We start from the raw sequence: 24,105 nt of genomic DNA, 5'->3' as shown, positions 1-24,105 counted from the left end.
TGGCCTGCACCTTAACATCGATGATAAGGACAGCAGCTTGAGCTATGAGATGGCCATTTGCAGGATAGACTTTGTGTAATTGACTTGACATAATCGATGCAAATCAATGCAGTGTGTAAGGGTATAGCCTTACAGTAAGGCTGGTACAATCTTTGGCGGTGTCATTGTTTGGAATGAGGTTATTGTCCTGTACTGTAGTTGACTGTGCATCTAATGGTTCATAGTCTCATGTGCTTTCCGAGGTTCTCGAATAGCGTGAGTCAGTCCTGTATAAATATTGCGATCGTTGAAGATCACACGGTGTTTCGCCAAGCACTGGCAGCAACCATCGAATCCACTCAGGATATGGTTGTGTCCTGGGTAGCCGAGGATGTAGATGAAGGTCTGCGTTTACTGACGGAGTCTCGTCCAGACATCCTGCTTGTTGATCTCGGCTTGCCCTCTGGTTCCGGGATGACGCTGATCCACGAAGCGCGTCGTTGCTGGGGCGATACCTGTATAAGTGTCGTATTGACTATGACTGGCAATGAGACTCACTTGTTCAAGGCAATTCGTGCCGGTGCCAAGGGTTACCTGTTCAAGTCTGACGACGAATCGAACTGGTTGTCCGCGCTATCTACACTCGCCAACGGTGGCGGGCTTATGCATAGCAGGCTGGCCAGACATGTGTTGAGCGAACGGGAAATCAAGCTGGATGACTTATCTCGGCAGCTGTTGGATCTGTTGGCGGCAGGGTATTGTCTCAATGAAGCTGCCGAACGCTTGTCGCTCACATCCCATGAAGCTGCAACTCAGGTTTGTCGTTGCTATGCCCGTATACAGGAGTCAATGCCAGGGTTGTCAGCTCGTGAGACAGAGCTGCTGGTTTTGCTCAATCAAGGTTATTCGTTCCGACAAGGTGCGCAGCGGATGAGCATTCAGGAGTGCACCGCCAAGACACTGGCTGCCCGCGCTTACCAGAAATTGGGCGCAACCAATCTTCAAGAGGCGCTTTATGCTGCTCGGCGTGAACATCTTTTCCGCTGATCCAGCTCGAAAGGATCTGGCGTTTCGCCGGGTCATTGCACTATTTCTATTGCCTCTTGGCGTTTACATCGGTATTACCGTGTGGCAATACCGGGTAACGCCGAACATTCAGCTTGCCGACAATCTCGCCACCTGGCTGGAACCGCTGGGAGAGGTTGATTTTACCGAGGACTACCTGCAGCAATTGACAGTCCGGCCCACGGATTTTGCTGCCGCGCACTGGACGAAGTCTATTTCTCCCCCTGTGGCTGCCGCACAGGTTTCTTCCGACACCTCGAAATATCGTCTCTGGTTGCGTATTTCAATTCCAGAAAATCTTGTTGTTCAGTCGCAACACGAAGGGCGCCTCAGTGTTCTGGTCAATCGTGTTGTCGGCAGCGGGCCGTGGAGTGCCTGGTCGGAAGAGGCTCATTTGCAGGCAGCCCGGCGGGATTGGGGCATGCAGTGGAATAAGCCCATGCGGTTGATGCTTCCGCTTGGTACACGTGAAGTGTATCTCAGCCTGCCCGTGATACCCTCCGAAGGATACGCCTTTGGTACCATCTCCATCGGCATGGCAGACGATATCAATCTGGCCTGGGAAGCCAGAAATATGTGGATGGCAGATCTTCCCAGATCAACGTCCATCGTGGCGATACTGATGGCCTTGATGACCTTACCGATGGCGCTGCGACACCGGCACGAAAAAGTGTATGTGCTGTTTTCGGCAAACTCACTGGTATGGTGTCTGACAAGCCTTCAGTATTTCCATGATCATGCCGGAAACCCCGGGTTGAACACATGGCTCGGGCTGGCAATGGATCTATCCATTAACTGGAATGTCGCACTCACACTGCTTCTGGCGTTCGAGTTTCAGCGCGACCGGGGTAGCACTCTCAGCAGTTGGTTGCTGCTCTATGCTTGCATCAGCACCCTGTTGGCAATACTTATGATGTTGATTGGGAAATATTCATTCTTTATAAACCATCACGCTAATATTATTGTCTTTCTCTTTGGGCTTGGGCTCTATTTCAAAGCATGGCTGAAATCACCAGACCGCGATGGATTTGTAGTGCTATTGGCTATGCTGTCTCTGATTGGCACAGGTATTCATTCGCTCCTGTACGTTTCGAGTCTGACCCACCCCGACCATGTTCATACCTTCCCGTTTGCCGTCTTAGGCAGTTGTTTTGCCTTTCTCTATGCAATAAGCCGACGTTCAGCCCTGGCTGTAGAGGTGGCAGACCAGTATCAAACCGAACTGCAAAGCCAACTCAGTGAGCAAAAAACGCTACTTGAAACTCAGCATCAACAGATAGCTGAACTGGAAGTCCAGCGCCAACTGTCTGCGCAGCGCGAGGCGATGCTGCAGGATCTGCATGATGGTCTGGGCAGCAACCTGACCAGTGCTTTGTTTCAGGCACGCAAGGGTGAATTAACGCAACACGACACAGTACTTTTGCTGCAGGAACTGGCTAATGAACTTCGGGAACTCAGCTCAGTGTCGCCAGCGCTTCTCAGCATAAACGACATACTGGCAGAGTTGCGCCAGCGCATTCAGAAACGCTTAACCCAAGGTGGTATCGCACTTGAATGGCGGGTTGCGACTAAACTGCCTGGCCTGGATCAATTCCCTGAAGGCACCGGGCAACATTTGCGGGCAATGCTGAGTGAAGCTATTGCCAATGTACTGAAACATGCGAATGCCAGCCGTATCGTGGTGTTTGCAGAATGCATTGAGAATGCGTTGTGCATTGAAGTCACTGACAACGGTTGTGGCTATGTCCAGGACGTACGCAAAGGTGGACGAGGTTTGGCCGGTGCCCGCCATCGCGCCAAGCAACTTGGCTGCGAATTTGGGATTGAGTGCCTGCCAAAAGGGGGGAGCCGGTTCTGGATAAGAGTGCCGAGAGTAAAGCTTCGTTAAACGCTTCGTAATATTCCTTGTTAACAATCATCTATCTACTGTCCCTGACTAATCTCTCTGCTGCCATTCTCAGCGTTTCCATCATAACTTTTCGCTCAGAACTCCTGCGCATGTCATTCGATCGAAGGACAGACAGACAAAATAGTGAATTGTAAAGTACATATGCATGCTGAAGATAAGGCGAACCAGCCAGATGATTGGGTGGTGAGATGTTCGAGGCAAGGCGTTTGCAATCATGTCAGGAGTCAATATGAACAAAGCAGCCCTACTCATCGCAGCAACACTCTTCAGCGCTGGTGCCCTCTCAGCACAGGCGGCAGAGAGCACTAATAAATACGGCATCACCATGGTCGATATCCCTGCGGGCAGCTTTCTGATGGGCTCCTGCAAGGTGACTGCCGCGATGCAGGAAGAGAATAAAAAGCGTGCTTTCCTCGGCCAGCCAGCGTTAAGCACCGACTGCGCCTCTCCTGATAAGGATGCATCTGACAATGAAACTCCGCAGCATCGTGTCAGCATCAAGGCGTTCCAGATGGGCCGGACCGAAGTCACGTTGGGGCAGTTCAAGAAGTTCATTTCTGATGCCGGGCGTACCAATCTGCTGAGTAGCGACTTTATGAAATACAACAATCGGGGGGATAACGCGCCGGTGGTGTATGTGAGCTGGAATGATGCACAGGCCTTTATCGACTGGCTGAACCTGGTGGATGGTAGCGGTTGGCGCCTGCCCAGTGAAGCAGAGTGGGAATATGCCTGCCGTGCCAACACCGGGTATCGCTTCTGCACCAGTGCAAATGACTTATCTGGGGGGGGGTGGTGGGATGGCAATAGCGGTGGTCGTCAGCATCCAGTGGCGCTGAAGGAGGCCAATGCCTTTGGTTTGTACGATATGAGCGGTAATGCCTGGGAGTGGGTGCAGGATTGCTGGCACAACAGCTATAGCGGCGCGCCAACGGATGGCAGTGCCTGGACTCGTGGCTGTGATGGTGATGGGCGCGTGTTGCGCGGCGGCTACTGGAGCGACAGTCCCTGGTACAGCCGTGCCGCCTACCGTTACAACTTCACGCCCGGTAATCGGTACAACTACGGCGGGTTCCGTCTTGCCAGGACACGTTAATGCTTATTCCTTTAATCCCTTACCCCTTGATGGGGTTTTGGGGGCGTAGCTTCCAAGGACGATGATATGGCAGCGAAAGTGGTGAGCAAATGCAAGAGTTTGGTTGGCCTCGGCGGTGACTCTGGGCTGACAAGATGAAAAGCAGCCCCACTGCGTTTTGAACCAAAAACCGAGCGTGGTGGTTAATCTAACGGTAGGAAAAGGAAAGCAATATGAAAAAAACGATGTTGATCTCAGTCATGTTTACGGGTCTGGTGGCGGTCTCTTCTGCACATGCCGGAGCATTGGGTTCTGGTGGAGTCAAGGAATCCTATAACGCCGGCAGTAAATCCTCCGGTGGGCAAACCATGTATCGGGTGAACTGCAACAGTGGCGGCGGTGGTACGGTATTCCAGAAATCGGATGGTTACTGGTATGACTCATCCGGCAGCAATTATGGAAACAGCTATCGCAACCTGTCGCTATCTGATTTTGCACGCAAGGCTTGCAGTTGATTTAGGTGTGATTTTCGGAGCTGTTCTGGCCTTTATTTGAATCGTCATTTTGGGGGTTCAAATAAAGAGCCTTTAAAGCAGGTATTGATACTTGTGGATGAAATATTACCAAGATCACATATGATTTATGTCTAGCTTGCCAGGCCAACAGTTCACGCTGAGTACGAGTCGGATGCTCTTAAGGAAAATTAAAAAATGAAACCTTATTTTGTAATATTCACGCTATTTTTTACAGCACTTCCGGCACATGCAGGATTTTTTTCCAGCGTATTGGGTGGTGTTACGGCTAATGCAATAACTGGCTCCGGTGGCAGTGTGGTTTCTGACTCAAAATTAAAGCTAATTAATGCCTATATATGGGACATGCACATCAACGGTACCTATGAAGATGGCTACGAATATTACCTACCCTATTTAGATGATAGTAGTTCAGTTAGTTATCTTGATACGTTGGCTTTTGCCTACAGTGATAACGGTGATAGGGATAAGGGAGTTGAACTGTATGAAACCAGAATTTTGCCTCTACTGCGTTTTGAAAGCGATGAAGTCAAGAGCGCACTGGAAGCAAACTACAAGAAAATCAGTGGTGCGACCGAGGTCAACTATTTGAAAGCACTTACCAGAGCTGTCGAATGGCAACAGGAGAATAAAGATGTTGATAAAAATGGCTCATGGAGTATAACTGAGTGGCTGATTGTGATAATTCTGCTTATAAGCCTTTTCTATAACTACCGTTTACTTAGTGTTACAAGAAAGTGAAAGGATGTTATTTGATACGAGTATAAAAGTGGTCAATAATTATTTTATACACATCGTACATATGTAAGGATGAGAGATGGTACTTGGTGATCGGCAAATAAAAGAAGCATACGAAAATAGTGAAATACTTATTTCACCTTTTGATGAAAATCAAATCCAACCTGCGTCTTATGACCTTCGAGTGGGTGAAGAGGCTGTTACAACTAGTCATGAGGGAATAATAAATATAAAAGATAAAGGGTTTTTGAAGCTAAAGCCTGGTGACTTTGCTGTGATAACAGTGTATGAAGAAATTAAATTAGGTCCCCAATACGTTGGAAGGTTTGGCCTGCGCTCTGGTTATGCACGACGTGGTCTTATAGCAACTACAGGTCCGCAGATTGATCCTGGATATCATGGTAGATTGATTGTTGGAATCACTAATCTTACACCTCAGGATATAACTGTCGCTTACCTTGATAAGTTTCTTTCCGTTGAGTTCCATAAGTTGGATAGGGCTGTATTAAAACCCTATTCTGGACCATATCAAGGAAGGTTTAAGCTGTCAGCAGAGGAAATTAGAATAGTAGCCGAAAAAGATGGGGTGCCTTTAGTGAAGGTGCTTCAATCAGTTGAAGAAATTAGAAAAGAAGTTCATGGTCTTTCTACGAGTACATCATTAATAAAATGGGTGATCGGTATTGGTGTTCCAGTGTTGGGTGTTATTTTGGCAATTAAGTAATGTTGAGCTATATATTTTTGATGAAAAAAGTCAAAGCATGATAAACACAACTTATATATGCATTGCACGAATAATACTATTTCTTACAGCAATCACGCTGTTATCAGCTTGTGCCAGTTACCCGCTGGGTATGAGTGAAGGGGAGTGGCAGAGCTTGTCGTCTGAACAGCAGTTGCAAGCGCGGCAGCAACAGGCTGAGCGGGATAAAGCTGCTGATGTGCGCCGGTCAGCAGAGGCCGCTGCACGGCAGGCAGAAGCGGCCAGGCAAGCGGCTGAAATGGAAGTAAAGCGTAGTAATGCTGCTTATGGTGAGCGGTTGCAGTGTGTTCTTCAGCCTGCTGAGGCCTGGTTGAATCGCAAGTGGCGGGCTATTGAGCCTCAGGCACTTGACCTGGTGTCAGGCATGGAACTGCCTTTAGTGCTCAGACAGCCGAGCAAGGGCGGGGTACGTTATAGCAGCAAAGCCTATGCTCGCTTTAATGGTCAGGAGCTGACTCTGTGTCAATATTCCGAGTCGCAATCTGCCACAGGGCGCTGTGTTCGCATACTCGGCAATTCTGCTGATTACCGCCGTGGTATTCGTCAAAATTTTCAGGTTGAGCAGTTCTTGCGGGGGCATTTGCGTTGCGAGTTAGTGGCACCGAGGAGAAGATGAAAATGTGAGAGTCACTTGCTAGTAGCGCATAGGTTAAAATTCTTTGAAACAAGCAGGAGTCATGACACTAAAAGCTAATGCATTTACACCGGATCTACCCTGTAAATCAGATACTTTAGTGAAAAACGACAAAAGCATGCAAGCAAAACAACATTATAGTCAAGTAAAACTGGCGGCCGGTTATAGTGCCGATCAATTAGTGCAAAAAAATTTGAATCCAGGAACAGTAAATTTTAACCGGTGAGTAGTGTTACTATGCGTATTCTAGCCTTATTTTTCATTTTATTAACCATCAGTGCCTGTGGCAAAATGATGTACCCTGAACTTTACCGTGAGGATGGTACGGGAGGCTGGAATGGGCAATATGCAGCATTTGATGGTGTAGATTACGAAGATTTTCGTACGTTCATATTAACGGATGATTTGGATGCTGTGCTGAGTTACACTCACAGTTATCCCAGTCAAACATACAGCTACATTACCATTGAACGTCTTGCAAAGTTTCTCAATCGTGAAACCGCTGAAAGTGAGTGGTTTAATAATTATATTCATCAGATGGAAGAGAAGAAAACTCGCAACCCTCATGCGACTCATTATTCTGAAGATACTCTTTACACGGTGCTTGTCGTTAATCACTTCATTCAGCCAAAGCTAATTGAGCTTGCTCAACAATATCGGTCCACCGAGTTATTGTTGCGTGCATTGGTGCTTGATATGAAGGCTATAGGTAACAGATATGATTTGCGTTTTTCAAACCGCGATAAAATATTTAATTTGATCACACTTTTGGCAAGTGAGGAAGAATTAGTAGAGATTCTAACTGAGTTTTTTACTCCTTATGATCCTATTGCCAACCGGCATGTTTATCGAGATGCGTTCAAATCCCATATTAATAATAATCAAGCGTTTGTCGCCAGCATCAAAAATAATTATTTGAATTATTTACTCTCTGGTGATTCGGTGTATTTGACTGCACATATGGCAGCGATAAAACAAGGTCGTGCTGTGGGTGATGCACGTTTTTTTAAGGACTATTTCATCTATTCAGTTCAAGACTTCACTAATATTTCGCGTTTTTTTAATGATCTAAAATTTTGTGATAATTGTGACACCGCTAACTTCCATGAAGCAATATCTAGAGCAGAAAAGTTTGGCTATAATTTGACGTTGACAAACTTCATGAGCTCTAATGAGTACCGTCATTTTTTCAATCAATTTGGCTATAAAGTTGCTGAGCGTACTAAAGGTAGCGCCTACGGGTTGGTTGTAACATCAAATAAAAATTCTGTTTCTGTGGAATTAGCAGCACAAACACGTTGCGATAAAGCAGACCAGTTAACCAGAAAGGAAAGGATTGGATTTTTTGAAGGTATTGGGCTTTCGATCAGTAATCCGAATCAATACGCCTCCGAAAAATTTGTCACCTATCAGAATTACCGCTGTCAGGTACAAGAATCAGATAAGCGATCACTAATACAAATTTCTCAAGGACATACTGCTCAATTAAACAAGGGGTTGCACGGCTTTAATTTCCGAGATGTGATTGGAACTAATTATGTCTGGAGTGACATTCAACCTACGTACGTAGATGATTCATCGAATCAACCTATGAATACAGTTAGTAGTCGTCCTGCCGCATCCAATACAAGTACTAATTCAACGTCATCTGTATCGAATTTCTATGATGGTGGCTATCGAAGCAGTGCGGGCTACCCAATTATGATTGTGGAATGCCGAAATAAAGGACGGTTTAGTGTGTACTATGACCGCAATGATGGTGGACAGTGGAAAGATGCAGTTGGGAGTGCCTATGGAAGTCAATTCAGAGGTGTCCCGCTTAATCGCAGTACAGCAGAGCGCTTTTGTAATTCACGCTAATCATTTACGTATAGCAGCCTTAGGGTTGATTTTTTAAATTTCAATAAGAGTATAGAAAGATGAATATAAAGATTAAAGATTACTTACTGTTGATGCTCACATTATCTCTTGCAGGCTGCATGAATTTTAGTCTTGATCCTACTATGATTGGTACAAGTAAAAGCAGTGCAATTAACAGCGGTTTACAGCTTGCTATATTTGATCGTCGTCATGAACTTTGCCCTGATATGAACAGAACTAATACTAAGGCTGGTGTTGACGTATTCCGTCAACAAGTTGAAACTGTTTATTTCCATACGCATGTATATCATACATATTATAAAGACTCTTACGATAAATCCATGCGTTTATCGACAGCCGATCTTTGGGATGTGGTTGCGCCGGATATACGTATAAATAGAACGAAATGGTGTCTCAATACAGAAGATATACTAATTAAAGAAGGGGCTTATCTGTATAGGTAGCTGACAAAAAATAATGTTCCTGAACTCAGCTGTTGGCTGCAGTAAATATAATTAATTTTGAAATTTCAAATGCATGTTGGTTGAAATATATTCAACAAATATGAAAGTGATCTTAACTATGTTTGTGACAATGAAAGTGCATAAGCGAGAGTTGAAAGTAGCGCAGTAACTTCATCTATGCGAGGTAAACCTATGAAAAGTATGTTGTCTCTCTTTAATTTAAAGGTACTCATGGTGGTGCCTTTATGTCTCCCAACATCGAGTATGGCTGAATCTTCTTTAATTGATCGTTATATGCAGGCGCTGGAGGAGAAAATCATTGCTGTACAGGTTGAGGTTGAAGTGCTAGGCGAGATACTGGACCGCGCTACTTTACACCCAGGTTTTGTTACCGGTGACTTGTGGAATATTCCCAGTGGCCTGTATACGGAGGAGCATTATTCTGTTGTCAGTAACAATTACCCCTTGAGCCCATTCTGGGAGAAGGCGGTCCTTGAGTCCAGAGGGCCTGGCAACTTCGTTGAGCATAGAACTAACTATCGGCGTACCATTAATGGCGTCGAGTTGTTGCCAGGTAATGTAACGAGGAATTCAGGGTTGGGAATGCGGGCACGAGACAGATTATCGGCCTTGTCCAAACTAGATAGATCCTGGATTAGTGCTAACATGTATACTGGTCTGACCAGGTATATGGAGCAGAAAGGACCTAACTCTTTAAAACAGTTCGGCCTTGATCGCATGAGTTTGGCTGAACGTGAAGAATTTGATAAAAATTTAGAAGAAAATAGTGGAATTAAGCCCCTTTTAGATCTGATGATCGAAAAGTTGTTTATTGAGGGTTTGGACAAGCTATATGGTGGGCGTGTCACTTATGGCAACATGAGTAATGCTCAGACTAATAATGCTGGCCTGATGCGCTGCATGAAGAGTCTTGAGGACGCTTATGAGCCCGCTTTGCATCGCGAGCTACTTGCCAAATGTGACGGCCAGCAGTTGCTTGACTCCTACTATGATGCCTATCTGTTGCAAAGTGACTACGGGAAAACACCTCTCACGCCTTATGAGTTTTTCCGTAGAAACGCAACGTCCATAAGCTTTGACCTCAGCTATCAGTACTTTGTTGTCTCAGGTTATGCCGATGAACGCGAGCGTTTCAGTCAATTGTATGACCTGGAGCAGGTGCTGACTGGGCTGGTTGAAAAGGGTTTGGCGTATGAAGAGAAGCATGGCAGCTTCCGATATTTCATTGACACTCAGGTGGGTGATGGCTATCCGGGCGCCATTGCGGTCGATTTTGATAGTGGTAATGGAATGTGGTTGACTCCTCTGTATATGGCCGGGCAAGACATCGCCGAACAGGTAGCCCGCATCAACGAAGCAATCACCAGCACCTTTGAACTGAGCAGAGAAACCTTCGATATCATTCTGGATGATTTCATCATGAACTATTCCAAGCAGCGTCCGAGCACCGCGGTACAGTCGGATGGCTTCTAGGTTTCTCGCTCTATGGTTGCTGGTGCTTTATTGGCTGGCTAGCCCGGTACATGCTTATGTGTACCCTGGCAGCTACACTATTAATCTTGTTCTTAATGATGGTCGTTACCGTTTCCCCGTCATTTATCAGCTTGAAATAGACCGTACCCAGCAAGTGCAGGGCAGTGTCGAGTATCCCACTTTGCGCTGCAGGGCCATGGTGCCGGTGCAATCCATCAATGCACCAAATACTACTTTGCAGGAGCAACTGGAAGGGCAGCGGCCTTTCTGTGTGGCACGTAGCGTACAACTGACTTTTGCAGTAGGCAGCCTGCAACCAGAAAAACCGGAATATCTGACCTTGGTGCCACCTTCGGGCGAAAAAATAGCGGCGGTGGAGCATTACGAGTTTATCCCCAGTAGCCTGGGAGCCTTCTTACTCGCCCATCAGCTTACGCACCCGGAGCAGATCAACGTAGGCACGCCCGGCCTGGCTTTGGAGTTCATTGCCGATTTCGGACAATCGGATCCGCTGGCCCGCTCTTTGCTGGATGCTTTGTTCCATGCAGCGCAGCAAAAGGTCGATATCATCAGCGATTGGCAATTACAGCTAGTGCGGGAATATCCCGAGCATGCGGCCCATGGTGTGCTGCTTGGTCGTTTGTTTGCTGCCCATAAGGAGGGCAGTTATGTACAGCTACTACAGTTTAGCCAGCAAATGGGGGATTTTCTGGATCTGAGTATCGTTGAGAAGGAGCTCGGACGCTTGAGCCTTGGTTTGCCAGCGTTAACTGAGTATGAGGTTGGCAGGACAGCTGAGCTGCAGGGGCAGCGCTATTATGCCGATGAGCAACAGTTGGTCCTGCATCTTCACAATGTGGAAGATATTGCATCAAGCTATTGGCGCCTGCACGTGCCTCATGGGCTTCACGAAGAGCTGCAACATTATCTCGACAATCCGATGCTCAATCTAGCACAGGTACTGCCCGATCTTATGGATCCTGCCTCTTTTGTGGAGCAGCAATATTTTGCTCGAATCAGTGCTGAGGATCGCGCTGAACTCTGGCGAGCTTTTCTGCAGCGCTACCCAGACTCTATCCAACGTGATATCGCGGAAAGTGCCATCGCACGTTTGAACAGACAAGCCCGAGCTGATCAGGAGCGGCTTGCAGTTGAAGCTCAGGCGCGTGCAGAAGCCCGCGCAGCAGCTGCTGCACGTCGGGAGCAGCAAGTGCAGAAACGGCAGGCGGCATACCGTGCGTCCAAACATGTTGGTCAGGAAGTATGCAGGGACTTCACATTGTTTTTCTCTTCCAGTGAAATCAAAGGGTTTGTTGAGCAAGTGGTCAACCATCGGTTGCAAATTCGTATCCATTACAACGGCGGCAGCACTTTAACCAACTACCGAGAGCAAAATATTTATTGGGAAGACAGTAGCAATTGGCGGGCTTGTAGATATTGAATGTCACTGCATGCCCGCATTGTTGCCGGGAGTAACGACAGATAAATCAAGTAGCCTGCTGCTCCTATTGAAACATAGGTATACGCCCCCCCTCCCACCCCTTACCCCTCAAGAGGTAGTTTGCGTCTATCTGGAGGTAACCTTACAGATATTGTGTTGATCTTACGCCAGAATCGGTTGTGAAGAGTCGTCCTGTGCTTGTATCAGGGCGACACACTTAAGTGGCGGGCTGGACGTTCTTCCTGAGTTAACCAGCTCCGCAATCAGGTACGAAATGCTCGTACATCACATCCGAGGAGTCTGGGAGATCGACCATGAGTCACTTCATAGATCGGCTGAACTATTTCAAGAAAGCGAGAGCGCCGTTTGCCAATGGCCATGGCGAGACACAGGATAGCAACCGTGACTGGGAGGATGGTTATCGCCAGCGCTGGCAGCACGACAAGGTGGTGCGCTCCACGCATGGGGTTAACTGCACCGGTTCCTGCAGCTGGAAAATCTACGTCAAGAATGGCCTGGTCACCTGGGAGACCCAGCAGACCGACTATCCGCGTACCCGTCCGGATCTGCCCAATCATGAACCGCGTGGCTGCCCTCGTGGTGCCAGTTACTCCTGGTACATGTACAGCGCTAACCGCCTCAAATATCCGATGGCACGTAAACAGTTGCTGCAGTTGTGGCGAGAAGCCAAGAGCCAGCACGATGATCCGGTCAATGCCTGGGCATCGATTGTTGAAGATGAAGCCAAGACCAGCCGCTACAAAAGCATGCGCGGCATGGGTGGGTTTTTGCGTTCCACCTGGAGTGAGCTGAATGAGCTGATCGCGGCCTCGAATGTTTACACTGCCAAGAAATATGGCCCGGACCGTATCATCGGTTTCTCACCGATTCCGGCGATGTCGATGGTGTCCTACGCGGCTGGTAGCCGCTACCTGTCCCTGATCGGTGGCGTCTGCATGAGCTTCTACGATTGGTACTGTGACCTGCCACCGGCTTCCCCCATGACCTGGGGTGAGCAGACCGACGTACCTGAGTCGGCCGACTGGTACAACAGCAACTACATCATCGCCTGGGGATCGAATGTGCCTCAGACACGTACCCCCGATGCCCACTTCTTCACCGAGGTGCGCTACAAGGGCACCAAGACCGTTGCCATCACGCCGGACTTCTCGGAAGTGGCCAAACTGTCTGATCAGTGGATCAATCCCAAGCAGGGTACCGATGCTGCGCTGGCGATGGCATTCGGGCATGTGATCCTGAAAGAGTTCCACATCGATAATCCGAGTGAGTACTTCACCGATTACGTCCGCCGTTACACCGATATGCCCTATCTGGTGATGCTGGAAGAGCGTGAAGATGGACTGCATGCACCGGGTCGTTTCCTGCGTGCCAGCGATCTGGCCGAGAATCTGGGTGAAGAGAACAACCCGGATTGGAAAACCATTGCACTGGATGAGATCACTGATGAGCTGGTGGTACCCAATGGCTCCATCGGTTTCCGCTGGGGTGAGAAGGGCAAGTGGAATATCGAGCAGAAAACCGGCACCGACAAGCAGGATGTCAAACTGCGTCTGAGCCTGGTGGATGCGCATGATGAAGTGGTCAAGGTGGGCTTCCCTTACTTTGGCGGCATCGAGCATGAGTATTACAACCATGTCAAAGCCAGCGATGTCCTGAAGCACTACCTGCCTTCGCGCAGTGTCACGCTGGCCGATGGCCGGGTGGTTAAAGTGGTCAGTGTCTATGATCTGATGATTGCCAACTACGGCATCGACCGTGGCCTGCATGAGAATGATGACGGCGCGACCAATTTTGATCAGGTGGCACCTTATACACCCGCCTGGCAGGAGGGGATTACCGGTGTGCCACGCGATACCGTGATCCGCATAGCGCGTGAGTTTGCCGATACCGCGAACAAGACCAATGGTCGGGCGATGATCATTGTCGGTGCCGGGATGAACCACTGGTATCACATGGACATGAACTACCGTGGTCTGATCAACATGCTGATCCTGTGTGGTTGTGTGGGTCAGAGCGGTGGTGGCTGGGCGCACTATGTCGGTCAGGAGAAACTGCGCCCGCAGACTGGCTGGCAGCCATTGGCGTTTGCCCTCGACTGGCAGCGTCCGCCACGCCATATGAACTCCACCTCCTTCTTCTATGCCCACTCCGATCAGTGGCGTTATGAGAAGCTGGAAGTCAGCGAGATCCTGTCGCCTCTGGTCGATGCCAGTCGCTACAAGGGCAGTCTGATTGACTTCAACGTGCGTGCCGAACGGATGGGCTGGTTGCCCTCTGCGCCACAGATGAATACCAATCCACTGGGGATCGCTGCACAGGCCAAAGCGGCCGGTCTGGCGCCTCAGGATTATATGGTCAAGGCGATCAAGTCGGGTGAGCTGGCCTTTGCCGCTGAAGATCCCGATGCACCGCAGAACTATCCGCGAAACCTGTTTATCTGGCGTTCCAACCTGCTTGGCTCTTCCGGCAAGGGGCATGAGTACATGCTCAAGTATCTGCTGGGAACACGCCACGGTTTGCAGGGCAAGGACCTGGGTGAAGAGGGCGGTGCCATGCCGGAAGAGGTGAAATGGCACAAGGAGGTCAAAGAGGGCAAGCTGGATCTGCTGGTGACCCTGGATTTCCGCATGTCGACCACCTGTCTCTACTCCGACATCGTGCTGCCGACCGCGACCTGGTATGAGAAGGATGACCTGAACACCTCAGATATGCATCCGTTCATCCATCCATTGACTGCTGCCACTGATCCCGCCTGGGAAGCGCGCAGCGACTGGGATATCTACAAGGGGATCGCAAAATCCTTCTCGGATGCCTGCGAAGGCCATCTGGGTGTCGAGACCGATATGGTCACTCTGTCCTTGCAGCATGACTCTCCCGGCGAGCTGGGTCAGCCACTGGATGTGAAGGACTGGAAAAAAGGCGAGTGCGAGATGATCCCGGGTAAAACCGCTCCGGCCTTCCTGGCGGTGGAGCGCAACTATCCCGAGACCTATGCCCGCTTTACTTCGCTCGGTCCTGCGCTTGAAAAACTGGGCAATGGTGGCAAGGGCATCAACTGGAACACGGATGATGAAGTGGCACTGCTGGGTAAGCTGAATCACAAGCACACCTCCGGCAGCAATATCGGTCGGCCAAAAATTGAAACCGCGATTGATGCCGCAGAAGTGGTACTGACGCTGGCGCCGGAAACCAATGGTCAGGTGGCGGTAAAAGCCTGGCAGGCGCTATCGGATATCACCGGCCTGGAGCATACGCATCTGGCGCGGCCCAAGGCTGAGGAGAAGATCCGCTTCCGCGATATTGTGGCGCAACCGCGCAAGATCATCTCCAGCCCGACCTGGTCGGGGCTTGAGGATGAGCATGTTTCTTACAACGCCTGCTACACCAATGTGCATGAGTTGATCCCCTGGCGCACGCTGACCGGACGGCAGCAGTTCTATCAGGATCATGAGTGGATGCGTGCCTTTGGCGAAAGCCTGCTGGTGTATCGTCCACCGATCAACACCAAGGCGGTGGCACCGATGCTGGGCAAGCGCTCCAACGGTAATCCCGAGAAGGCGCTGAACTGGATCACACCGCATCAGAAGTGGGGTATCCATAGCACCTACAGCGATAACCTGATGATGCTGACACTCTCACGCGGTGGCCCGATCGTCTGGATGAGCGAGGATGATGCAAAAGAGATCGGCGTTGAGGATAACGACTGGATCGAGCTGTTCAACACCAACGGTGCCATCTCGGCACGTGCGGTAGTGAGTCAGCGAGTGATGCCCGGCATGGTGATGATGTACCACGCTCAGGAGCGCATCGTGAATGTGCCCGGCTCCGAGATCACCGGTACCCGTGGCGGTATCCATAACTCGGTGACCCGTGTCTGTCCGAAACCTACCCATATGATCGGTGGCTATGCCCATCAGGCGTATGGCTTCAATTACTACGGTACGGTCGGTTCCAACCGTGATGAGTTTGTCGTCGTGCGCAAGATGAAGCGTATCGACTGGCTGGACGGTGAAGGTAACGACTATGAGCAGGAGGCAGTGAAATGAAGATTCGCTCTCAGGTCGGTATGGTTCTGAATCTGGATAAGTGCATTGGATGCCACACCTGTTCAGTCACCTGCAAAAATGTCTGGACCAGTCGTGAAGGAATGGAATACGCCTGGTTCAACAACGTCGAAACCAAGCCCGGCATCGGTTACCCGAAAGAGTGGGAAAACCAGGAAAAATGGAAAGGCGGCTGGTTGCGTCGTCCGGATGGCCGTATTGAGCCGCGTATCGGTGGGCGTTTCCGCGTGTTGGCGAACATCTTCGCCAACCCGGATCTGCCGGGTATCGATGACTACTATGAGCCGTTCGATTTCGATTATCAGCATCTGCACAATGCGCCGGAAGGCAAGCATCAGCCGGTGGCGCGTCCGCGATCTCTGATCAGCGGGCAGCGCATGAACAAGATCGAATGGGGCCCCAACTGGGAGGAGATCCTCGGTACCGAGTTTGCCAAGCGCCGCAAGGACAAGAACTTTGATCAGGTGCAGGCAGATATTTACGGCCAGTTTGAAAACACCTTCATGATGTATCTGCCGCGCCTGTGCGAGCACTGCCTGAATCCGGCCTGTGTTGCATCCTGCCCGAGCGGTGCAATCTACAAGCGTGATGAAGATGGCATCGTCCTGATCGATCAGGATAAGTGTCGTGGCTGGCGCATGTGCATCAGCGGCTGCCCCTACAAAAAGATCTACTACAACTGGAAAACTGGCAAGTCAGAGAAGTGCATCTTCTGCTATCCGCGTATCGAAGCGGGCCTGCCTACCGTTTGTTCCGAGACCTGTGTCGGGCGTATCCGCTATCTCGGCGTGCTGCTTTATGACGCGGATCGCATCGAAGAGGTGGCAAGTACACCGGATGAGGGCGATCTGTATGAGAAACAGCTGGAGATCTTCCTTGATCCGTTCGATCCCAAGGTGATTGCTCAGGCGAAGCGTGATGGTGTCGAGGATAACGTCATCAAAGCCGCGCAGCAGTCGCCGGTCTACAAGATGGCGGTTGACTGGAAACTGGCGCTGCCGCTGCATCCAGAGTATCGCACTCTGCCGATGGTCTGGTATGTGCCACCACTGTCGCCGATTCAGTCTGCGGCGGATTCCGGCAAGATCGGTCATTCCGGCGTGTTGCCGGATGTCGATAGCCTGAGAATTCCGGTGCGCTATCTGGCCAACCTGCTGACGGCCGGTGACGAGAAACCCGTGCTGCTGGCGCTGAAACGCCTGCTGGCGATGCGCGAATTCAAGCGTGCTCAGCATGTCGAGAGAACCGAAAATCTGGAGGTGCTGGAGCAGGTGGGGTTGTCGGTCAATCAGGTTGAAGAGATGTATCGCTATCTGGCCATCGCCAACTATGAGGACCGCTTCGTGATTCCGACCAGCCATCGTGAGCTGGCGCGTGAGGCCTTCCCAGAACGCAATGGCTGCGGCTTCACCTTCGGTAATGGCTGCCAGGGTGGTGACAGTGGGTTCAGCCTCTTCGGTGGCCAGAAACAAACCACCACCATGGTGCAGAAACTCAGTGGGGTGCAGCAAGTTGACCCTGCATCACTGAAAGACTGACAGGAGAATATGATGAAAAGTCTGACTGTGATTGCACGATTGATGGACTACCCCTCAGCAGAGCTGATGGATGCACGCTGGGACATGATTAACTTCGTGCGAGAAGAAAAACGCCTGTCGCCAGAGGTGCAGGAAAGCCTGGTCGCCTTTATCGACCAGCTTTGCACGACGGATCTGATGGATGCTCAGGAGGCCTATGTGGCCACCTTTGATCGCGGCCGCGCCATGTCACTGCTGTTGTTTGAGCACGTGCATGGTGAGTCGCGCGACAGAGGACAGGCGATGGTGGATCTGATGGCGGAGTACGAGAAGGCGGGTTTGCATCTGGATGCCCGTGAGCTGCCCGACTATCTGCCGCTGTTTCTTGAGTTTCTGTCCACGCGTGAAACGCCCGAAATAGTCCAGTGGCTGCAATCGATTGCGCATATTCTGGTGCTGCTGGCGGAGCGTCTGCAGCAGCGTGACAGCGGTTATGCCTCACTCTTTGATGCTCTGCTGGGGGTATCTGATACTCAGGTGGACAGGCAGGAGTTGGCCGAGAAGGTCGCCACCGAGGAGCGTGATGACACGCCTGAAGCGCTGGACAAAGTCTGGGAAGAGGAGATGGTGCAGTTCATCGGTGATCAGGGCTCTTCCTGTGGCCAGTCGGATGTTGTCCGCCAGCGTCGCGAAGAGCTGGGGCGGGTGCAGACACTGCACCTGCAGAATCTTCAGCCATCCGCTGTGAATGCAGCGGGTGGGCGCTGAATACGAGGAGAGATGTCATGCAATATCTGAATAGTCTTTTGTTTGGGGTCTACCCCTATGTCGCACTGGCGATCTTCTTCATCGGCAGCTGGCTGCGTTACGACCACGCCCAGTTCACCTGGAAGACGGGTTCCAGTCAGATGGTCAGCAAGTCCGGGATGCGGCTGGCCAGTAACCTGTTTCATGTCGGGATTCTGGTGATCTTCTTCGGCCATCTGGTCGGCCTGCTGACCCCCTCCTGGGTGTATGAGCCGTTCATGTCAGCCGGAACCAAGCAGATCATGGCCATCGCCGTGGGTGGTGTTGCCGGGATCATGTGCTGGATCGGCTCCTTCCTGCTGCTCAAGCGCAGGCTGACCGACCCCCGTGTCCGTGCCACCGGCAGTGCTGCCGATACACTGGTGATCGCCATCCTGTGGGTGCAGGTCACACTGGGTCTTCTGACTATTTTCGCAAGCCTGGGGCATCTGGATGGTTCGGTGATGAAGCAGTTGTCTTACTGGGCTCAAGCGGTAGTGACCTTCCAGGGTAATCCGGCGGTGCATATTGAGGGTGTCAGCTTTATCTACAAGCTGCATATCTTCCTGGGGATCAGCATCTTTGTGATCTTCCCCTTCACCCGGTTGGTGCATGTCTGGAGTGCGCCGCTTGAATATATGACACGTCGTTATCAACTGGTGCGCAAACGCGGTTGATGAGCGGGGCCGGGTCAGCGCCCGGCTCATCGTACCGGCACCGTGCATTTGGTTGTTGCGGTGCCGGTATCACTGAATACAGGAGAGATAAGATGCAAACCATACCGGTTACTCAACTGGATGCGCAGGAGCTGGCGCAACTGTTTCCCGAAGTGCGCATCGCCGATGAAGTGCTGGCCGACGACGAAATCGCCCGCGAGATTCAGCACCACCCGCATGACAGCCTGGAAGAAGCCTGGCATGCAGCCGCCACCAGTCTGGTGGTGAAACGCCTGCTGGAGAAGCGTGCGATCGAGATGGGTCTGACCATCGAGGATGAGAGCCAACGCTTTGCGATGGTGCTGGAGCAGGAGCTGGACGTGCCTGATCCGGATGAGGCTGCCTGCGAGCGCTACTACAACCAGAACCCGCAACGCTTTCGCTCACCCACGCTGCTGGCCGTGCGTCATATTCTGCTGGCTGCCGCACCGGATGATCAGGAGCTGCGCGACAGCCAGCGTCAACTGGCAGACGTGTTACTGGCGCAACTGGCAGAAAACGCTGAGTCTTTTTCCCATCTGGCACAGCAGTTCTCTGCGTGCGAATCGCGCCATCAGGCAGGTCAGTTGGGGCAGATCAGCAAAGGTCAGACGGTGGAGGAGTTTGAACGCCAGATTCAGGATCTGCCTGTCGGTCTGCATGCCTCACCGATTGAGAGCCGCTATGGCTGGCATCTGGTCGCCATAGATCAACGCATCGAGGGCGAAGTGCTGCCCTATCAGGCGGTCAAGGGGCGGATTTTTCAGATGCTGCTGGAAAGTGTGACAAGACGTGCACTGAAACAGTATCTGCAGGTGCTGGCGACACAGGCACCGGTACTGGGTATCGACATGGGGCAAGGTGACTCTCCCCTGATGCAGTAATTTAAAGCAGTCATGTAAAACCTGACGCTGGATAGCCGGAGTAAGAGATGGGTCATGTAACGCAGAATACACCCTTTAATGCCTTGAATATTGCACTGCTGACCGTCTCTGACACGCGTGAGTTGTCGTCTGATGAGTCAGGTAATCTACTGCAGCAACGTATCGAGAGTGCGGGCCATCAGCTCGCTGAGCGGCAGATCGTGAAGGATGATATCTATCAGATCCGAGCGGTGGTGTCGCACTGGATCGCTTCTGAGCAGGTTCATGCCATAGTGATTACCGGCGGGACAGGGTTCGGTGATCGGGATAACACGCCAGAGGCGCTGTCACCTCTGTTTGATAAGCTGGTCGAGGGTTATGGCGAACTGTTCCGACAGCTGTCATTCAACAGCATCGGCACCTCGTCAATGCAGTCCAGAGCTTTGGCAGGTATCGCTAACAAAAAAGTCGTGTTTGCGATGCCGGGTTCCCCCAGAGCCTGCGCTCTGGCCTGGGATGAGCTGATTCAACCGCAACTGGATGCACGCCAGCGTCCGTGTAATTTTGTGGCCATGGTTGTGTCGCAGACCTCCTCTTGTCAGTCAAGAAGCAGTCAAGAGGCAATCAAGAAGCAATCAGAACCAAACAATAGCCAAATAATAGCCAAACAACAGCCAGACACGCGCCTGAGCGGAACTGTTGCAGTTAAGTCTGCGAGGAAATTGATATGAAACATCAGTGTGGTTGTGATGCCGGTGGTCATAAGCCGCTATTGCCGGTGGATGATGCCAGAAAGCAATTGCTGGCCTCGGCTGAGTGCCTGGTTGCGCCGGAGCCCTGCGCACTGAAATACGCATCGGGCCGTGTGTTGGCGCAGTCTCTGGTTGCCTTTGTGATGGTGCCGCCGCTGGATAACAGCGCCATGGATGGTTATGCGTTATGCCATGATGAGCTGCCGGATTCCCGGGTGATGAGCGTCAGCCAGCGCATCCCCGCAGGCGCACAGCCCGATTCTCTGCAGCCGGGTACCTGTTGCCGTATCTTCACCGGGGCGCCCATTCCTCGCGGTGCCGATACCGTGGTGATGCAGGAGCATGTGGAGTGCCAGGTGGATGGCAGCATTCGTTTTCCGACGATGATTCATCCTGAGTCTAATGTGCGCTATGCCGGTGAAGATCTCATGCCCGGTGATCATCTGCTGAATGCCGGGGTGCGTCTGGGGCCATCCGAGTGTGGTGTGCTGGCCAGTCAGGGCGTCGGTGAGGTGATGGTTTATCGTCGCCTTAAAGTGGCGATCCTGTCGACCGGTGATGAACTGATTCAGCCGGGTGTGCGTTGGACTCAGGGTAAACTCTACAACAGCAATCGCTATACCCTGGCCGCCGGGATAGAAAGCCTGGGCATGGAGGTCGTAGAGCTTGAAATAAATAACGGCATAGTGCCGGATACGCTAGAGGATACCCGTGCAGCCCTGCTGGATGCCAGTGAACGGGCAGACGTCATTATCAGTACCGGCGGCGTATCAGTCGGTGAGGAAGATTATGTGCGGCTCAGCGTAGAAGCGCTGGGTGAGATCAATCTCTGGGGCATCGCGATCAAACCGGGCAAGCCCTTCGCCTTCGGGCAGGTTCAGGGTACCCCTTTTCTTGGCTTGCCGGGTAATCCCGCTGCTGCAATGGTCACATTTGACCTGCTGGCCAGCGCCTATCTGAAACGCTGCCAGGGGCGCAGCCCGCAGCCGCTCAGAAGATTCAGCGTGGCCGCAGGTTTCAGTCGCGATAAAACACTGTCTCGTCAGGAGTATATCCGAGCTTCGCTGATTCCGGGCGATGAGTCGCAGCCAGGCAGTGGGCTGGTGGCGGTCTCGGCAGGTGATCAGGGGTCGGGTGTCTTGAGCACGGCCTGCCTGGCAGATGGTTATCTGGTGATCCCACCGGCAACGCGTATCAACAAAGGTGAGTGGTATGATTTCCTGTCCTACGCAGATTTCCGCTGGTAAGTGTATTGAAGTAGAACTGCCGGATCCACATCAGCCGGGGGAGCAGACTAAATGCAGAGACAACTGCCTTATCCGCCAGCACTCACTTTTTTGCTGCCTCAATGATGACAGCTTTACCACCTTGATCAGCCAGGCCCGAAGCATCCGCTTTGCTGCTCATCAGATGATCTATCGTGAGGGCGAGGCGGCCAGTCGCTTTTACCTGCTGCTGGAGGGCTGTGTGAAGCTGTTCAGGCCCACGGCGGATGGCAGCGAACGTGTGATAGACGCAATTCAGTCGTACCACACGCTGGGCGAAACCGATATTTTCTGTCAGACCCACTGTTACAGCTGCTTTGCCGAGACCCTGCAACCGAGCCATGTGATCAGCTTTCCGGCAGCGGCCTATCGCGAACTGGTGGCCGAAGACAAACAGAGCTCAGAAAAACTGATCAACTATTTTGCCGAGTCGCTCAAGCGCAAGAATTTTGATCTTGAAGTGATGATCAACTGTGCCGCAAGAGAGCGCGTGATCATCTATGTCCGACAGCTGCTGTCAGATATGAATGCCACCACTCAACTGCACAACAAGGCGGTGGTTCATCTGCCGATGGCCAAGTGCCAGGTAGCGGCTCGCCTGGCGATGAAGCCCGAGACCTTTTCCAGAATTCTTGCGGATCTCAAGCTCGAAGGGCTGCTGGATGTGGTGCGCAGTAATATCCTGATCGCCGATGTGAGCCGCTTTATGCGGGAGACCGATTAGCTTCAGTCGTTAACTGAAGGGTTAACTGAAGAGTTAAATGGGGGTTATATGAGACGTAAACAGCTGCCTCTGATCTACGCCTGCTCCGGCTGCTCGGATGTGGCGCAGCTCGCGAACGAGGTTGCCGTCAGGCTGGATCATGCCGGAGAAGCCGAGATGTCATGCATATCCGGCGTGGGTGGTAAGGTGCCGGCACTACTGCGAACCGCCAGAAGCGGGCGTCCAATTGTGGTGATAGATGGTTGCCAGCTGCACTGCGCTCAAGCCTGCCTGCAAAATGCCGAAGTCGAGCCATCTATCCATGTGAAGCTCTATGAACAGGGGTTCAAAAAGCACTATGGACAACTGGTCAGTGAAGAGAACATCCAGGAAGTGGAAACTCAGGTGCTGAGAATCGTCACGCAACTGAAAGAGTAATCATCCCGCCACGCAAAGTTTAACCGCCGCTTGAACTCATGAAACGCAGAATCTGGACATCCCCGTCGGTGGTGAAATGGTGCTGTTCCGGCTTGAGCTCGATGGCATCGATGATCGCTTCGCGCAGTGGTGTGTTATCCCGCGGATAGCGACGCAGAATAGCGCGCAGATCCACCGAATGCTCGTTACCCAGACACAGCAACAGACGCCCTTCGGCCGTGACTCTGACCCGATTGCATTCGCTGCAGAAGTTATGGCTGTGGGGGGAGATGAAACCAACACGACTGAGGCTGTCGGCCATCTTGAAATAGCGCGAAGGGCCACCGGTTTTCATACTGGCAGGCTGCAGGGCATAGTGTTGTTCGATAATCTGCTGCACATCATCACTGGAACAGTAGGTTTCATGCCGGTTGTGCTCGGAGATCACACCCAGCGGCATCTCTTCGATAAAACTGATATCCAGTTCCAGCCTGCGCACCAGCTCGATCAGATCCAGCACCTCATCATCATTGCGCCCACGCATGATGACAGCATTCAGTTTGATCCCCTCAAAACCCACCGCCCGCGCGGCCTCTATGCCTTCAAGCACCTTATCCAGATCACCATTACGTGTGATGCGTCGGAATTTTGCCGGATCCAGCGAGTCCAGGCTGATATTCAAACGCTTCAGACCTGCCGCCTTCAAAGACCCGGCAAAATGGCTCAACTGAGTGCCATTCGTGGTCATGGCAAAGTCCTGCAGCCCCAGCTGCCCGATATGCCCTATCAGATCCAACAGATCGCGTCGCACCAGTGGCTCACCGCCGGTAAGACGAATTTTCTCCACCCCCAGGCTGACAAACACCGACGCGATCCGCCCGATCTCCTCCAGCGACAGCACCTGCTCACGCGGCAGAAAAGTCATGTTTTCGCTCATGCAGTAAACACAACGCAGGTCACACCGGTCGGTAACTGACAAGCGGACATAATTGACCTGACGACCAAAACGATCGATCAGTGGTGAGGGTGGTGTGAAAAACTTATTCATGAAGGCCTCGCGCGGTAGC

General features: G+C 51.5%; 22 protein-coding genes. 21 read left to right on the top strand and 1 reads right to left on the bottom strand.

Annotation, left to right across the window (positions count from 1 at the left end; all coding sequences use genetic code 11):
* Positions 1-255: 255 nt before the first annotated feature.
* From ACK3CJ_RS20320 to ACK3CJ_RS20220, 21 genes are all read left to right on the top strand, one after another.
* On the top strand, positions 256-1,026 hold the full coding sequence (locus ACK3CJ_RS20320; protein WP_409524017.1) for a response regulator: 771 nt from the start codon (positions 256-258) through the stop codon (positions 1,024-1,026).
* On the top strand, positions 995-2,932 hold the full coding sequence (locus ACK3CJ_RS20315) for a sensor histidine kinase (protein WP_409524016.1): 1,938 nt from the start codon (positions 995-997) through the stop codon (positions 2,930-2,932). The genes ACK3CJ_RS20320 and ACK3CJ_RS20315 overlap by 32 nt, the downstream gene beginning before the upstream one ends.
* A gap of 250 nt (positions 2,933-3,182) precedes the next feature.
* Complete coding sequence (locus ACK3CJ_RS20310; RefSeq protein WP_409524015.1) at positions 3,183-4,049, top strand: formylglycine-generating enzyme family protein; 867 nt, start codon at positions 3,183-3,185, stop codon at positions 4,047-4,049.
* Between the two features lie 212 nt (positions 4,050-4,261).
* Positions 4,262-4,543: a hypothetical protein gene (locus ACK3CJ_RS20305; RefSeq protein WP_409524014.1), complete on the top strand. Its 282-nt coding sequence runs from the start codon at positions 4,262-4,264 to the stop codon at positions 4,541-4,543.
* 195 nt (positions 4,544-4,738) lie between these two features.
* Positions 4,739-5,302, top strand: a complete 564-nt coding sequence (locus ACK3CJ_RS20300) for a hypothetical protein (protein WP_409524013.1) — start codon at positions 4,739-4,741, stop codon at positions 5,300-5,302.
* A 76-nt stretch (positions 5,303-5,378) separates the two neighbouring features.
* Positions 5,379-6,023 carry a dCTP deaminase gene (dcd, locus tag ACK3CJ_RS20295; RefSeq protein WP_409524012.1) on the top strand — a complete coding sequence of 215 codons (645 nt, stop codon included), beginning with the start codon at positions 5,379-5,381 and terminating at the stop codon, positions 6,021-6,023.
* A 154-nt stretch (positions 6,024-6,177) separates the two neighbouring features.
* Positions 6,178-6,678, top strand: coding sequence for a hypothetical protein (locus ACK3CJ_RS20290; RefSeq protein WP_409524011.1), 501 nt, complete (start codon positions 6,178-6,180; stop codon positions 6,676-6,678).
* Between the two features lie 61 nt (positions 6,679-6,739).
* The gene (locus ACK3CJ_RS20285) at positions 6,740-6,922 is read left to right on the top strand and encodes a hypothetical protein (RefSeq protein ID WP_409524010.1); all 183 of its coding nucleotides are present in this window, start codon (positions 6,740-6,742) and stop codon (positions 6,920-6,922) included.
* Between the two features lie 11 nt (positions 6,923-6,933).
* Positions 6,934-8,556, top strand: coding sequence for a hypothetical protein (locus tag ACK3CJ_RS20280; RefSeq protein WP_409524009.1), 1,623 nt, complete (start codon positions 6,934-6,936; stop codon positions 8,554-8,556).
* Positions 8,557-8,615: 59 nt separating this feature from the next.
* Positions 8,616-9,020: a hypothetical protein gene (locus tag ACK3CJ_RS20275; RefSeq protein ID WP_409524008.1), complete on the top strand. Its 405-nt coding sequence runs from the start codon at positions 8,616-8,618 to the stop codon at positions 9,018-9,020.
* 192 nt (positions 9,021-9,212) lie between these two features.
* Positions 9,213-10,514, top strand: coding sequence for a hypothetical protein (locus ACK3CJ_RS20270; RefSeq protein WP_409524007.1), 1,302 nt, complete (start codon positions 9,213-9,215; stop codon positions 10,512-10,514).
* Positions 10,504-11,955 (top strand): hypothetical protein, encoded by a 1,452-nt coding sequence (locus tag ACK3CJ_RS20265; protein WP_409524006.1) that lies wholly within the window; start codon positions 10,504-10,506, stop codon positions 11,953-11,955. Before ACK3CJ_RS20270 ends, ACK3CJ_RS20265 begins: the two co-directional genes overlap by 11 nt.
* A 314-nt stretch (positions 11,956-12,269) precedes the next feature.
* Entirely contained in the window at positions 12,270-16,022 is a 3,753-nt protein-coding gene (locus ACK3CJ_RS20260; RefSeq protein ID WP_409524005.1) for a nitrate reductase subunit alpha, read from the top strand.
* On the top strand, positions 16,019-17,578 hold the full coding sequence (gene narH, locus ACK3CJ_RS20255; protein ID WP_409524004.1) for a nitrate reductase subunit beta: 1,560 nt from the start codon (positions 16,019-16,021) through the stop codon (positions 17,576-17,578). Before ACK3CJ_RS20260 ends, narH begins: the two co-directional genes overlap by 4 nt.
* 12 nt (positions 17,579-17,590) lie before the next feature.
* Positions 17,591-18,325, top strand: a complete 735-nt coding sequence (gene narJ, locus ACK3CJ_RS20250; RefSeq protein WP_409524003.1) for a nitrate reductase molybdenum cofactor assembly chaperone — start codon at positions 17,591-17,593, stop codon at positions 18,323-18,325.
* Positions 18,326-18,342: 17 nt separating this feature from the next.
* A complete protein-coding gene (gene narI, locus ACK3CJ_RS20245; protein WP_409524002.1) occupies positions 18,343-19,020 on the top strand; it encodes a respiratory nitrate reductase subunit gamma in 678 nt (225 codons plus the stop codon).
* A gap of 92 nt (positions 19,021-19,112) precedes the next feature.
* Entirely contained in the window at positions 19,113-19,922 is an 810-nt protein-coding gene (locus ACK3CJ_RS20240) for a peptidylprolyl isomerase (RefSeq protein WP_409524001.1), read from the top strand.
* A 47-nt stretch (positions 19,923-19,969) separates the two neighbouring features.
* Positions 19,970-20,632, top strand: coding sequence for a molybdenum cofactor biosynthesis protein B (moaB, locus tag ACK3CJ_RS20235; protein WP_409524000.1), 663 nt, complete (start codon positions 19,970-19,972; stop codon positions 20,630-20,632).
* On the top strand, positions 20,629-21,900 hold the full coding sequence (gene glp, locus ACK3CJ_RS20230; protein ID WP_409523999.1) for a gephyrin-like molybdotransferase Glp: 1,272 nt from the start codon (positions 20,629-20,631) through the stop codon (positions 21,898-21,900). The genes moaB and glp overlap by 4 nt, the downstream gene beginning before the upstream one ends.
* Entirely contained in the window at positions 21,866-22,642 is a 777-nt protein-coding gene (locus ACK3CJ_RS20225; RefSeq protein ID WP_409523998.1) for a Crp/Fnr family transcriptional regulator, read from the top strand. Before glp ends, ACK3CJ_RS20225 begins: the two co-directional genes overlap by 35 nt.
* A gap of 48 nt (positions 22,643-22,690) precedes the next feature.
* Complete coding sequence (locus ACK3CJ_RS20220) at positions 22,691-23,059, top strand: putative zinc-binding protein (RefSeq protein WP_409523997.1); 369 nt, start codon at positions 22,691-22,693, stop codon at positions 23,057-23,059.
* Between the two features lie 19 nt (positions 23,060-23,078).
* Here ACK3CJ_RS20220 and moaA read toward each other — a convergent pair whose 3' ends face one another.
* The gene (moaA, locus tag ACK3CJ_RS20215; protein ID WP_409523996.1) at positions 23,079-24,086 is read right to left on the bottom strand and encodes a GTP 3',8-cyclase MoaA; all 1,008 of its coding nucleotides are present in this window, start codon (positions 24,084-24,086) and stop codon (positions 23,079-23,081) included.
* Between the last annotated feature and the right edge of the window lie 19 nt (positions 24,087-24,105).

The organism is Nitrincola salilacus, assembly GCF_046271865.1.
Taxonomy (GTDB): Bacteria; Pseudomonadota; Gammaproteobacteria; order Pseudomonadales; family Balneatricaceae; genus Nitrincola; species Nitrincola salilacus.
Note: the sequence above shows the minus strand (reverse complement) of the source record. Positions and strands in the feature narration are given on the sequence as shown.